Source organism: Enterobacteriaceae bacterium ESL0689 (assembly GCA_029433525.1).
GTDB lineage: Bacteria > Pseudomonadota > Gammaproteobacteria > Enterobacterales > Enterobacteriaceae > JAQTIF01.
Window position 1 is genome coordinate 640,975 of record JAQTIF010000002.1, and the last position, 13,586, is coordinate 654,560.

Annotated in this window: 11 protein-coding genes and 1 tRNA gene; 9 read left to right on the top strand and 3 right to left on the bottom strand. The window is 42.5% G+C overall.

Annotation, left to right across the window (positions count from 1 at the left end; all coding sequences use genetic code 11):
• The first annotated feature begins 10 nt into the window (after positions 1 to 10).
• The 8 genes from PT300_14790 (at position 11) to PT300_14825 (ending at position 10,052) form a co-directional block, all read left to right on the top strand.
• Entirely contained in the window at positions 11 to 811 is an 801-nt protein-coding gene (locus PT300_14790) for a gluconate 5-dehydrogenase (protein ID MDF7681780.1), read from the top strand.
• A gap of 72 nt (positions 812 to 883) precedes the next feature.
• Positions 884 to 1,213: a cupin domain-containing protein gene (locus PT300_14795; protein MDF7681781.1), complete on the top strand. Its 330-nt coding sequence runs from the start codon at positions 884 to 886 to the stop codon at positions 1,211 to 1,213.
• Between the two features lie 65 nt (positions 1,214 to 1,278).
• Positions 1,279 to 1,815, top strand: a complete 537-nt coding sequence (locus tag PT300_14800) for a YgjV family protein (GenBank protein ID MDF7681782.1) — start codon at positions 1,279 to 1,281, stop codon at positions 1,813 to 1,815.
• A 353-nt stretch (positions 1,816 to 2,168) separates the two neighbouring features.
• Positions 2,169 to 3,668 carry an MFS transporter gene (locus PT300_14805; protein MDF7681783.1) on the top strand — a complete coding sequence of 500 codons (1,500 nt, stop codon included), beginning with the start codon at positions 2,169 to 2,171 and terminating at the stop codon, positions 3,666 to 3,668.
• A 14-nt stretch (positions 3,669 to 3,682) separates the two neighbouring features.
• Positions 3,683 to 5,920 carry an exopolygalacturonate lyase gene (locus PT300_14810; GenBank protein ID MDF7681784.1) on the top strand — a complete coding sequence of 746 codons (2,238 nt, stop codon included), beginning with the start codon at positions 3,683 to 3,685 and terminating at the stop codon, positions 5,918 to 5,920.
• A gap of 99 nt (positions 5,921 to 6,019) precedes the next feature.
• The gene (locus PT300_14815) at positions 6,020 to 6,982 is read left to right on the top strand and encodes a hypothetical protein (GenBank protein MDF7681785.1); all 963 of its coding nucleotides are present in this window, start codon (positions 6,020 to 6,022) and stop codon (positions 6,980 to 6,982) included.
• Positions 6,983 to 7,375: 393 nt separating this feature from the next.
• Positions 7,376 to 8,704, top strand: coding sequence for a condensation domain-containing protein (locus PT300_14820; GenBank protein ID MDF7681786.1), 1,329 nt, complete (start codon positions 7,376 to 7,378; stop codon positions 8,702 to 8,704).
• A 205-nt stretch (positions 8,705 to 8,909) separates the two neighbouring features.
• Positions 8,910 to 10,052, top strand: a complete 1,143-nt coding sequence (locus PT300_14825) for a Fic family protein (GenBank protein MDF7681787.1) — start codon at positions 8,910 to 8,912, stop codon at positions 10,050 to 10,052.
• Positions 10,053 to 10,195: 143 nt separating this feature from the next.
• On the opposite strand, the gene PT300_14830 is transcribed toward PT300_14825, so the two are convergent.
• The gene (locus tag PT300_14830; protein ID MDF7681788.1) at positions 10,196 to 10,690 is read right to left on the bottom strand and encodes an isochorismatase family protein; all 495 of its coding nucleotides are present in this window, start codon (positions 10,688 to 10,690) and stop codon (positions 10,196 to 10,198) included.
• A gap of 136 nt (positions 10,691 to 10,826) precedes the next feature.
• The gene (locus PT300_14835; protein ID MDF7681789.1) at positions 10,827 to 12,257 is read right to left on the bottom strand and encodes a DNA cytosine methyltransferase; all 1,431 of its coding nucleotides are present in this window, start codon (positions 12,255 to 12,257) and stop codon (positions 10,827 to 10,829) included.
• Between the two features lie 315 nt (positions 12,258 to 12,572).
• Here PT300_14835 and PT300_14840 point away from each other — a divergent pair.
• Positions 12,573 to 12,648, top strand: a tRNA-Ile gene (locus PT300_14840).
• Positions 12,649 to 12,979: 331 nt separating this feature from the next.
• Here PT300_14840 and terD read toward each other — a convergent pair.
• Entirely contained in the window at positions 12,980 to 13,558 is a 579-nt protein-coding gene (gene terD / locus PT300_14845; protein ID MDF7681790.1) for a tellurium resistance membrane protein TerD, read from the bottom strand.
• Between the last annotated feature and the right edge of the window lie 28 nt (positions 13,559 to 13,586).

Sequence of the window (13,586 nt, forward strand, 5' to 3'; positions counted from 1 at the left end):
GGAGTTGAAAATGTCTGTTATTAATATGTTTTCTCTAAAAGATAAAATTGCGCTAGTGACGGGAGCCTCATACGGCATCGGTTTTGAAATTGCGAAGGCACTTCATAGTGCCGGTGCAACCATCGTCTTTAATGATCTCAATGAGTCTAATCTAAAAAAAGGACTGGACGCTTACAAAGCTGCCGGAATTCATGCTCACGGATATTTGTTTGATATCACTGATGAAGCAAGTGTTGCTGCTAATATAAATAAAATTGAAAGCGAAGTCGGTGTTGTTGATATTCTGGTCAATAACGCAGGTATTATTCAGCGGCAACCGATGTTAGAAACATCAGTGACTGATTATCGCAAAATCATTGATATTGATCTTGTCGGTCAATTTATTATGGCAAAAGCTGTATTACCGTCAATGATCAAAAAAGGTCATGGTAAAATCATTAACATTTGCTCAATGATGAGTGAGCTGGGCCGTGAAACTGTTGTTGGTTATGCCTCCGCTAAAGGTGGCCTGAAAATGTTAACCAAAAATATTTGCTCCGAATTTGGTGCAGAAAATATCCAGTGTAATGGGATTGGTCCTGGATATATTGCGACTCCGCAAACCGCACCGCTCAGAGAAAAACAGAGTGACGGCAGCCGCCATCCGTTTGACCAGTTTATTATTGCCAAAACACCTGCTGGGCGGTGGGGAACACCTGATGATTTAGCCGGTGCAGCAATCTTTTTATCTTCTGATGCATCAAATTTTGTTAATGGTCATATTTTATATGTTGATGGTGGTATACTAGCCTATATCGGTAAACAACCGTAATCAATCATATATCATGAATAATAAATAAGTAGTTTTTTAACTACTTATTTTATTTTTATGCTGGAGGTTAATGTGTTTGTATTTAATGATGAAATAGAGATTGAAGATCTGGGTGCAGGAATAAAAAGAAAAATACTTGCTCATGGTGGTAAAATGATGGCCGTAGAAGTTCATTTTGAAAAAGATGCGGTCGGCACTTTGCATAATCATCCCCATGAACAACTGACCTATGTTTTATCGGGTGTTTTTAAATTTACTATTGGCAATGAGGTTCATGTTGTTAAGGCCGGTGACACACTTTATAAAGAACCTAATGTGATGCACGGTTGTGTTTGTCTGGAAGCCGGTATACTATTAGATACGTTTACCCCTCAGCGCCTGGATTTTATTGCAAAAGCATAATTATATCCACGATAAATATTTTTATCGTGGCCAGGGGACTTCTGTGCTGATAAAGGATCCTTATCATGAATTTTACTGACAATAGTTTATATTATATCGGTCAATGTATTGGGATCCTTGCTTTCTTTATTGGTTTAACTGTCTTCATACAACGTGATGATAAAAAATTAAAACAGCGACTTGTCATCTATTCATCATGTATTTCTCTGCACTATTTTTTTCTCGGTGCCACACCTGCGGGGGTTAGTGCACTATTAACTTCAGTCAGAACATTGATTTCAATCTACTTCAGAAAAAAAATATTTATGTATATATTTATTTTTCTGGTACTCGCTCTGGCTGCTCCTGATATAAAACACGGAATGGAAATATTACCCGTATCTGGCACAGTAATGAGTACCATCGCTTTTTTTACTGCGACACGGTTAAAACTGCGAGTCATCATGTGGTTATCAACCGCACAGTGGGTAGCTTATAACCTGTGGCTCGGCACTATTGGTGGCACATTAATTGAAACGAGTTTTCTTATTATTAATGGGATAGCGATATTGCGTTTCAGATTATTACTCAAAAAAGGGATCGACCCCTTTAGTCACTCCTGATTTTATTCATATCAAACCATTTCGTTGACAACGGAACACGCGAATCTGAACAGTCAATGTCAATTTTTGCAATATACTTTATAGCTATTTCCATTTATTGATAATAAAAAATGCAGCAAATGTAACCGCAATGTGTAATTTTTCATCTGTAGCATAAAATCATTATAAATATCAATAAGATATGTTATGCATGCGCGGAGAAAATATTTTATAAATCTTATTTGACCTCTATCACATACTGATAAAAAAAAACTTCTCTTTTATTTTCATATATAGCAACATAATAAAACAGTATTTCATTATTTAAGAACTTCAATTTTATTTTTATTTATTGCATTGATAAGGTGATATCTATGGTTGCTGAAAATAAAAATATTACCGCACTAACCCGATTTTCGTATGGGAGCGGTAATTTAATTGGTAGCGGTGCATTAGCAATAAGTGGCGCATGGTTGCTGTATTTCTATACAACGTTTTGTGGTCTATCTGTCATTCAGGCAACATTGATATTCTCTATCGCAACCTATCTGGATGTGATACTGAATCCACTGATGGGATTTATCACTGACAATTTTAATCAAAGTAAGCTGGGCCGTCGCTTTGGCCGGCGTCGGTTCTTTATTATGATTGCCATTCCATGCATGGTTATCTATCCATTGCTGTGGGTTAGTGGCATGAATTTTTGGTATTACTTATCAACGTATATATTATTTGAAGTTATTTATACGATGATTATGATACCCTACAATACATTGCCTGTTGAAATGACTAAAGATTTTAATCAACGAACCTACTTAACCGGTTCGAAAGCGATGTTTGGTAAGGTTGCTAATTTTCTGGCAGCGGCAATTCCCGGTGTTTTCTTTTACTTCTTTAATAAAGAATCAGCGACGCCTTTTTTCTTGACCGGTGTGACTTACGGTATTATTATGGCGGTAGCATTAATTTTGTTGTATTTTAATAGCTGGGAAAAGAACCCAAAAGATGTTGTCGATGAAGTAACAAAAACCTTTTATGATGGTTTTATGAAGTTATTTCTGGATCTGTTTTCTACGTTCAAATTAAAAACATTCAGAACCCATCTGGGAATGTATCTGTTTGGTTTCGGCGCCGAGTGGCTTTTTACTTCTACCTTTACTTACTTCATTGTTTTCAACTTAGAACAACCACGTGAATTTGTTTCTCAAATGAATTCATTGAGTAGTATCTGCCAGTTTGTTTCAACAGCATTCTTTATGATGTGGTGTGCAAAACGCGGCTTTAAACGTCCATTTATTATTGCCATTCTGATTGTTATCTCCTCAGTGATTGGTTATGTCGGGATCTTTTATTTCCATATTCCTCATCTTACCATGGTCATTGTCGCAGTTACGATTTGGTTTGGTCTTGGTACTGGTGGTGTTTATTACATTCCGTGGAGTGTTTACGCATTTTTAGCAGATGTTGATGAAGTTTTAACCGGGAGACGTCGTGAAGGCTTATATGCCGGTGCCATGATTATGGCCGGTAAGCTAATGCGTGCAACGGTTGTCTTTATTCTTGGGGTCGTATTGACATCATTTGGTTTTGAATCAGGTATTCATCATCAGCCCGCCAATGCGGTCAATGCAATTAATGGTGTGATGCTCTTTGGTGTCGCTGGTATGGCATTAATTAGTATTTATTTCGCAATAAAAATGAAATTAGATAAAGTATCTCATGCAAAAATAACCCAGGAACTGGAGCGATTAAAACAGGGTGGCAGAAAGGAAGATGCGACGCCAGAAATAAAGAGTCTGGTAAAACAGTTAACAGGCTATGAATATGAACACTGTTTTGGCCAGAATAATGTCGGTTATAAACATAAAAAATAATGAGACTTTATAATATGAAAAAAAAATTATTGATTCTTCCTCTGTCATTGGCGCTGTTTTGCCCATACGCATCGGCGCAAGACTGGTATGCAACCGCTTTTGGACAATCAACTGATGCCAATTTTGCTTCGTTGATTGCGCCCTCTAAAGTCGGACGCAATAACGTCTGGGTTGCCGGAAATAGCCAGTTTTTGCAGCCAGGCCAGTCGTATCAGCTGCCCGTTGACTTCTATATTGAAAGTCGTGGCGGAAAAATTGCTAATTCACATGATGGTATGACGGTTTTCTATACTACACTTGATATCCATCAGACATTTGTACTTGAAGCGGATTTAACTCTGGAACAACTTGGCCCGGAAGTGGATGGCAAATCTCCCGCTGCGCAGGAGGCGGCGGGCTTATTTGTGCGTGATATTATCGGGTCTCCCCGACAAGAGCCGCAATCGCTGGGTTTTGAAGAGTTTCCACAATCATCTAATCTACTGATGAATGCCTATATTACACAGAACAAAAAGAATGATAATCTGGTGCAGATAACCTCCGTGGTCAGAGAAGGGGTAATGAACTCATGGGGGAATGAAGGTATCACCATCAGTAAAACACCGGTGGTTAAGAATATTGATTATACAAAAAATAAGCATCAGCACCTCACTATCGAGCGAACCACGAAACAATTTATCTTAACTGTCACAGATAAACAGAGTGGTGAGAAGAAAACCTGGCATTTTGATGACTATCAGGGCTATATGAATCAGCAGGATAGTAAAAAATTATCGGTTGGTTTCTTTGCTGCCAGAAATGCCAAACTGGAGGTTAAAAACGCTACCCTGAAGATCGGTAAAGACGTCGTTGATTACGCTAAATTGCCTGATAAAAAATCTGTCCTCGTCCAGGGCCATAAACCTGAGATTCTGCAGGCGTCAGCGAATAAAGTGGCCAGTGATCACATAATATTACAGTTTGCCGTTAATCAGCCAGGATCGCTCACCTTAGCGGAAACCAAAGAAACGAAAAATGTTAAGGCCGGTGATTTAACTGGATTCCCTGTTAAATTAAATAGAGGCGTTAACAGTTTCACCATCACTTACCGCGCTCAGGGAACAGAAAACAGGCAAACGGTGATGGTTGACTCTGTCAAATCCACCATTACGGATTTATCAAAAATTTATGTTTGTAATAGCTGTAAAAGTGATGCCTCAGGAACTGAGCAAGATCCTGTTGACTTAAAAACAGCAACCGAGCTTGTCGCACCCGGTGGTCAAATTTTGTTACATGATGGCTATTATCAGGGGATAACATTAGAGAAATCATTGAGTGGTTTACCGGATAAGCTAAAAACCCTGCAAGCGATTAATCGACATAAGGCTATCTTTATGACTCAAACCTTTAATCTGGATGCAGATTACTGGCACCTTAGAGATGTTATTTTTGATGGTAATGTCGATAATACAGAGAACAAGCCGGCCTACTTACGTATTTCTGGGAGCCATAATATTGTCGAAAGAGTTATTGCCAGAAATAATGATGATACCGGTATTGCGATTAGTGCAAAAAGCAAGGAACGTCAATTCTGGCCTGCGCATAATTTAGTTCTGAATTCAGACTCGTACAATAATCTGGATCTCTCAGGTATTAATGCTGATGGCTTCGCCGCCAAACTGGGTGTCGGAGCAGGCAATGTTTTCAGAGGATGTATATCACACCATAATGCGGATGATGGCTGGGATCTGTTTAATAAAATCGAAGATGGACCGAATGAGCCAGTTACCATAGAAAACTCCATTTCATATGCGAATGGCTTGCCATTTAATAAACAAAATATTGCCAAAGGTAGTATTGGTAATGGTTTTAAACTCGGTGGTGAAGGACAGCCTGTTAATCATAAAGTGATTAACTCCATTGCATTTAATAACAACATGGATGGTTTTACTGATAACTTTAACACTGGGTCGTTAGTTATTGAAAATAATATTGCATTAAATAATGCACGCTATAACTATATTTTGCGCACCAATCCTTATTCATTGCCATCATCGATTATGTTTAATAACAATTACTCTATAAGAGATAGCTGGCATGATAATATTAAAGACTATCTTGGTGAACAAGTTAAGGCGGTTAATTATAAGGTGCTCTCATCAACAGAGCTTACTGATATCCCACAAGATATAAAAATCTTGCGTGATGATAATTATAATATTATTTATCCTGACTTCTTTATTAAGCTAAGCCCAGATATTAAATATCATTAATTATTAGCCATCTCTATTATTATAGAGATGGCATTGTTTCAAGCATGCAAAACTTAGTTATAAAATAACCTGTTAGTTAAATGTAATAAGGTATTTATTATGCGAAAAAGAATACTGCTTCTCATTTGTTTTGTATCGGGCAATGCATTATCTGCGATGGTTGAGTTAGGTTTTGAAAATGAGCAGTATAATCATCATTATAATACAGCAGATGTTTTCATGCCTTATGTTGCAACTAATTTCAGTCCTTTAGATGATTCGAAACTGAATATATCAATGAAGTATATGTATCAGAATCAATATGGTAAAAAACATGCCACATTATCAAAAGATAAATTTAAAACAAATCGTGATAGGATTGAAATGTATGCAAAAGGTTATAGCTGGAAATTCGGTGATTATACCCTCGCGCCGGAGCTCGGGTTCAGATATGAAGCATGGGATATAGATTACAGTAATACCAGCAAGCAAGATAAACGTAAATTAGAACTGCGCTTCTTTCCTAACATGAATTATAAAATAACTAAGAACGCCAGTTTATATATGAATGGTTTTATCGCTCCTGTTTTTATGCAAACAAAACAGGAATCAAGAAAAAGTGCTGATTTTACCAAAGGTGAACTTAAAACTAACCACTATAATGGCGATTATTACCAGGAATTACAGGTTTTAGGTGTTAAATATACTATCAATGATAATCATGCCGCCTGGTCATCAATCTATAATGAACGAAAACATCAGGAATATGCCTCAAGATATGACAGATGGCAATTACGCTTAGGCTATAATTTTAAACTTAATGATTCATTTAATATTAATCCTTATATTCGTTATGACCTTTACTACAAAGAAACAAATATAGAATCGAGTGCGTCAAAAGGACTCACGCGCGATAAAGATGAGCAGCGTTACGGAACAACGTTTAATTACATTATTCATTCAGGATTTAGCCTTACGGGTGAAGTTTACTGGCAAACGGCGCATGTTGAAAACTATCAAGGGGTTAGCTCGGAAGATAAGAACAGAATGTTCTATAAGTTAGGCATCAGGAAAAACTTTTAGTCTGATATCATGGTATTTCTTAGCGTCTGGCCCATCAGGCTATTTGACTTGCCATTCTGGCTCCCGGCAGTGCCCGAAATCTGTACGCGGCGGTTTCTCCGCACTGTCCGTATCCAGACTAACTGCATCAGCAACGCCTGGTGGGCCAGACGCTTAATTCAATAGCAGTAATAAAATTAATAATTTTTATTTGTGAAGATATGATAATATTATTGATGAATAAACATTAAAACTCTTAACTAAATGTTAAGAGTGTGGCCGATCCTTTCATTTTAATCTGAGCAAGTCGTAACGTATTTGCAGTCCAGGAAGAAACAGGAGAAAAGGTGCGCGAATAGTATGCGCGCAGTCGACTGTTTCACGGGAATGATAATATTGAAAGGTATGTTATTTATGTCTCAGACGCTTCAGTCCAGCCACTGGTTGCCGTTAACACCGGAACAGTTTGATTTCTGGGAAGAATTTACATTTCACCCCCATGAGCCCGTCTCAACCGTTGCCCACTGTATTACCTTACGGGGGAATATCAACCAACACGCATTGCTTGCGGCGTTAAATCAGGTGATCGAAGAAACGGATGTCTTTTCCGTACAATTTCGCTTACCTGACGGAGAAACGAAGCCGGTACAGTGTTGTGATCTGCGCTACAGTCCGAAAGTACGGATTATCGATCTGCAACAGCGGACATCCACTCAGGTCGTCGCCAGAGCCATGATGCAGGGGGATATTGATGGTCAGCTTAATTTATTGCGTCAGCCTTTAGCTGCCGTATGGTTGATTTGTTTCTCACCGGATCATTATGCGGTCTATATCCGGGCGCATCATATTATCGTCGATGGCTTTGGTATGGCGTTAATTGAACATCGCTGCGCTGAATTATATCAGGCAGGTTGCCAGAATAGCGCTTCCGGGCTGCCTTTCCGATCGTTTAATGACTTTTTGCATGAAGAGCATCAATATGCACAGAGTGAAAAATGGCAAAAGGATCGCCTCTACTGGCATCAGCAGCTGGAAAAGGCACCTCCATTAACGGTACTGCAAAAAGGCGGGGAAAATTATGGCACAGCGTGTCTGCATAGCGACGTATCGCTTCCCTCCGCCTTTGGCCAGCAGATTATCGCGCTTGCTGAATACAGTGATACTGGCTGGCCGGATATCTTGCTGGTACTGTCTGCCATCTGGGTGGCAAAATACCTTCCTGATTTACAATGTGCTGGTGTCCTGCCTGTCTGGGTGCCGGTGATGAATCGTCGCGGTTATATTGCGGCGAATACCCCGGCGCTGGCGGTGAATATTTTACCGCTATTTATTACTCTCCACGAGCCGGAAACCCTTGTCGCATTACTGCAACGTATCACCGTCGCTTTACATCATATGCGTGCTCACAGTCGCTATCGTATAGAAACCCTGGCAGCTGATCGTGGCATCGGCAGAGGGATGCGTTACTTTTTTTCTCCACTGATTAATGTACTGCCCTTTGATCCACCGGTTTTTGTTGGCTGTGAAGCAACCCGCGAGGTGATGGCCAGCGGTCCCGGTGATGGATTTAATATCACCTGGCGCGGACGCAGTGACGGCAGTGAGCTGCATCTTGATATCGATGCCGAAGCGGATAAATTTAATGGTATAGATCCCGATGCCATGAGCCACAGTTTAATCAGTTATCTGACTTACTTGCTGGCAGAACAACAGTGGGATCGCCTGTTACCCGGAGATTGCTAAACAACGCAGATGGCCATCGTTTTGATGGCCGTTTATTATATACTGTCCCATGCTGTTGAACATCTTTCATACTGACATTTGAGATACTGGGATAAGGGTTTTTGAGATAATCAGCAAAAGTGTTTTCCCTAATTTATGGAATTTATTACTTTTTTTGCTATATTTTTGAGATGTTGTCATACCTCATTAGAGATAACTAAACATCATGGCTCAATTTAATCACTTTGAACTCGCGCTGCTGAACCCTGATTTTGACTCCCCTTTGGTCGATGCGTTGACGGAGCTGGAGTTACTCCGGCACCTGCGGCTGGAAACCGATGTTCATCCCATCTTGTTTGCCCAGTTAAAGGCCGTTTTCCACATGCTGGAGAGTCTGGGCTCTGCCAGGATTGAGGGAAATCACACCACGCTTGCCGACTATGTTGAAAGCAAGGTTGAAGGAACTCAGAGTTCGACGGAGCAGATCAAAGAAATCAACAATATTGAAGCCGCGATGGCGTATATCGACGAAAGTCTGAGCCATGGCGATGAGATCACGGAATATTTTATCCGTGAGCTGCATAGTCTGGCGGTAGACGGACTGCAACAGGAGGGAGACCGAACGCCAGGTGCATACCGGCAACATAACGTCAGCATTGCTCAGTCTGAGCATCTGCCGCCAGAACATATCCGCGTTGCTGATTATATGACGGAACTGACGGCCTTCATTAATCGTGCTGATAAACCAAAGTACGATCTGATGAAGATCGCACTGGTGCATCACCGCTTTGGCTGGATACACCCCTTTGGCAACGGTAATGGCAGAACGGTCAGACTGCTGACTTATGCGTTGCTTATCAAGTATGGTTTTAATGTGCAGGCGGGGGGACGGGTTCTCAATCCGACAGCGGTATTCTGTAACGATCGTGAACGTTATTACGCCATGCTTTCGTTAGCCGATAAGGGAACTACGCAGGATCTGGAAGAGTGGTGCTTATATGTGCTTTCGGGGATCTCCTCTGAGCTGAAGAAGGTCGATCAATTGACCAGCCACGCTTTCCTGAGCGAAAAGATCCTCTATCCAGCCATCGATTTCTCATCGGAGAGGGGATTGATAAACTCGCTGGAATCAAAGGTTCTGAAACGGTCTGTTGAACTGGGGACGATAAAAGCGGGTGACCTGCGTGCTGTTTTGCCCGATCTGAAACCGGCGCAGGTGACTTATCAGCTTGGCAGGCTGATTGAACGGGGATTACTTCAGCCAGTAGAGCAGGGGGCTCGTAGCTATACGGCGAAGTTTTCTAACTCGTATCTGATACGCGGAGTGATTAAGGTTCTGCGGGAAGAAGGGTTTATATGTAATCTGTGATTGTAGCGCCTGCCCACCATGCGTTGCTGGCGCAGCCAGTCTGGAGACGAACAGCACCGAACGAGTAAGGTACTCCCGCCGCTGGCCAGCCCATTAGCTATTATCAGCCTGAAAAGTCAGCTATCAGGCTGAATAAAATCATTTCAGACAACATTTATTCGCGCAATACGTGATAAACCACGTATTGCCACGGCGTGGATAACCGGTGTCACGCTGGTACAGCAATCTGCGATAATACGGGGAGTATATTTTCGTGCTTGCTCCGATATTGCTGTGAATAAAACACAGTTTTGCGTCATCATCCCGGTAATATCTATCTCATTGATGTTATTCGCCTGTAGTAGCTCATCAAGAGGCGTTTCATCAAACGCATCGGCATATTTTTTGGTCACAATAACGGGATTGTTTATACGATCAGTGAGTGATGAAATCAGCGCAGCTCCCGCCGTTTCTTCGGCAAAAAAGGGGGAGTCTGGCGGTGAAAGATGCTGTACAAATACGATTAAGTCACCATTATTGCTTGACGCTATTGCTCTTTGCTGAATATTTTTAAGCGTATTATCAATATTCCAGAGCGGATAATGGCCGTTGGTCAGATAGTCATTTTGTGCATCGATAATAATCAGTGCTTTCTTCATACTCTCTCTCCTTATATCGCTGACAGCACATCCTGGCAGAGGAAAAAGAGCTTTTCTGTTTTGCCGGACGGTGCTGTCAGTCAGTGAAACAGCAATGGGTTACAACAGAAAACAATGGCGATAAAAAGCCACTGTTTTATTCACTGGCCGTGGGTGACGTATTTCCTGCAACAGCTTTCAGGATATAAGGCTCCAGCAATCGGGCGACCGCCTCAAAAACCGGGACGACCACCGAGTTACCGAACTGACGGTATGCCTGCGTATCCGAAACCGGAATACGAAAAGGTTTACCACCCGGTTTTTCAAACCCCATAAGCCGTGCACACTCGCGGGGCGTCAGGCGACGTGGGCGGCGCGCCTGGTTCGCTTCATTCATGAAGTCACTCTCAGCCAGCGCCATATCCCAGCCGCGATTGATTAAAATTTCAGAGCCATCTTTATAATAACGGGCTGAAAGTGTACGTGTTACGCTTTCCTTATTGTCAGGATCGACGAGGCCAAAACCAAAGCCATTACCTTTGGCCGCATGCTTTTTAGCATAGCGATAGAGGTACTCCCATAATTTCGGCGTCAGAATATATTTGCTATCGGTCACCGGCTCCAGCAGCTCGCTTGTGGTGGGACGTCGCGCCGGATAAAACCGGCTGATATCGCGCAGAGTGAAGTCATGGTGAAGATTCAGATCACGACGAAAACCCACTAAAACAATACGCTCACGGTGCTGAGGCAGAAAATGTTGCCCGTCAATAATTTTAGGATCGTTTTTGCCGTTCTCGGCGGCATCTGTAACAGCATAGCCCAGCTCGTCGAGTGTCTTCATAATCACTTTGAAGGTCTTTCCCTTATCATGACTCTTCAGATTTTTGACATTTTCCAGCACAAAAATAGCCGGTTTTTTAGCCTGTATAATTCGGGCGACGTCAAAGAAGAGCGTGCCCTGAGTCTCACACTCGAAACCGTGTGCGCGGCCTAGCGAATTTTTTTTGCTGACGCCCGCAAGGCTAAAAGGCTGGCAGGGGAAACCCGCCAGCAGCACGTCATGATCCGGCAGATGATCATTAATATGGGTACAGGCGACCTCCTGCGGTATATCAGGTTGATGGCTCAGGGTCACTTCCCGGATATCGGGATGAAATTTATGTGTCTGTTGATCGTTAAACCAGTTGGCGTTATAGGTGCGTACTGCCTCTTTATTCCATTCACTGGTAAAGACACACTGACCGCCGATAGCTTCAAAGCCATACCGTATCCCACCAATTCCGGCAAACAGATCAATGAATCGAAAGGCATAATTGGGGTGGTGTGCTGGCGGTTGCGGCAGTATTTCGCGCAGCAGTGTGATTTCGTCGGCTGTCAGTGGCTGAGGGGAACCCTCTCCTTTAAGCCAGCGATGAAGGGTTTCCTGCCGCCAGGCGTTGTGACCGGCTTTTCTGAGTAACGCGGCCACATATTTCTGGTCATAGATGGCTAATACCTGAGCAAGAAGTTGGTTGTCACTTTGCTGGCGTTGTTGTTCCTTTTCTGCTTGTGCAGACCGATGTCGGGCCAGTAATTCAAACTCAGACATAATTTCTCCGCCGGGGAATTGCGGCAAAATGATATCACTCATTGCATGTGGAACGAAAAATTTATCTGGCTGACGATGCCCGATAAACAGGGCAAGTCGCGGATATCGCTGATAATCATGTTGCATGCCATGTATGATGTGGGATAAAACATCCGCCCATGGGCAACGTGAATCATCGTTGTATATAAAAGTAGCAGCGATTCTGCATCATGGTGAAAATATAACAGTTTGAATAGGCTTTGTTTATAAAAGCAGCACTCGCGCGGTTATCGCTGGATTGCATCAAAGAGTTACTTTATAATCCCCGGCCACAACGGCCCCTTAGCTCAGTGGTCAGAGCAGGCGACTCATAATCGCTTGGTCGCCCGTTCAAGTCGGGCAGGGGCCACCAGACATAACAAGGGTTAGCTAATAAATTGGCTAACCCTTTTGCTTTTATCTTTGGGCTAGGTCAGGTAAGCTTTTTCTCCACCTGATTCAGATGGCAGATAGTTGTCCTGGATAATGCTTCGCAATGATGTCATTTAACCGATCTTTTCGGTGTGTTCATAGGTCTCTGGCTTCCTGCAGCGTTTTGTCGAAGTTTCCCAGGAACACTTTTCCGTTATCCGTGAGGATCTGGCTAATACCGACAGAAAACGGCCATTTTAATACTTCTGCTAATCATAGATATCGGGAGGCAGTTGCCCCCCGAATGATATGGGTGTGAAAGTGACTTTTTATCAGGATGCGTTGATGCCGTATTGTGCACATACGGAAGCGAGTCCACCCGCATAACCCTGGCCGACAGCGCGGAATTTCCATTCGCTGTTGTGACGGTACAGTTCTCCAAACAGCATGGCAGTTTCAGTCGACGCGTCTTCAGTCAGATCGTAACGAGCGACTTCAGTCTGATTGTCATCATTCACCAGGCGGATAAATGCGCCGGAAACCTGGCCGAAGCTCTGGCGACGGGCCTGAGCATCATGAATGGTGACAACGAAAATGATTTTGTCCACATCACCCGGTACGGCATCCAGTTTGATTTTCAGGGATTCATCGTCACCGTCACCGTCACCGGTACGGTTATCCCCGGTATGAGTGACTGAACCATCGGCTGATTTCAGGTTGTTATAGAAAATAAAATCCGCATCGCTACGGACTTTGCCATTGGCCGCCAGCAGGAATGCCGATGCATCGAGGTCAAAGTCCTGACCATCAGTAGAACGGGCATCCCAGCCAAGGCCAACCAGAACATTTTTCATGCCTGGTGCAGTTTTGCTCAGGGAAACGTTGCCGCCTTTAGATAGTGAAACGCTCATCTATTTATCCTCTTTTGTTAATCATCAA

Bases quoted from the DNA above. Each gene is read 5' to 3' on its own strand.
- PT300_14835 (MDF7681789.1), bottom strand. From the start codon at position 12,257: ATGTCTGAGTTTGAATTACTGGCCCGACATCGGTCTGCACAAGCAGAA.
- PT300_14820 (MDF7681786.1), top strand. From the start codon at position 7,376: ATGTCTCAGACGCTTCAGTCCAGCCACTGGTTGCCGTTAACACCGGAA.
- PT300_14790 (MDF7681780.1), top strand. From the start codon at position 11: ATGTCTGTTATTAATATGTTTTCTCTAAAAGATAAAATTGCGCTAGTG.
- terD (MDF7681790.1), bottom strand. From the start codon at position 13,558: ATGAGCGTTTCACTATCTAAAGGCGGCAACGTTTCCCTGAGCAAAACT.
- PT300_14810 (MDF7681784.1), top strand. From the start codon at position 3,683: ATGAAAAAAAAATTATTGATTCTTCCTCTGTCATTGGCGCTGTTTTGC.
- PT300_14805 (MDF7681783.1), top strand. From the start codon at position 2,169: ATGGTTGCTGAAAATAAAAATATTACCGCACTAACCCGATTTTCGTAT.
- PT300_14800 (MDF7681782.1), top strand. From the start codon at position 1,279: ATGAATTTTACTGACAATAGTTTATATTATATCGGTCAATGTATTGGG.
- PT300_14830 (MDF7681788.1), bottom strand. From the start codon at position 10,690: ATGAAGAAAGCACTGATTATTATCGATGCACAAAATGACTATCTGACC.
- PT300_14825 (MDF7681787.1), top strand. From the start codon at position 8,910: ATGGCTCAATTTAATCACTTTGAACTCGCGCTGCTGAACCCTGATTTT.
- PT300_14815 (MDF7681785.1), top strand. From the start codon at position 6,020: ATGCGAAAAAGAATACTGCTTCTCATTTGTTTTGTATCGGGCAATGCA.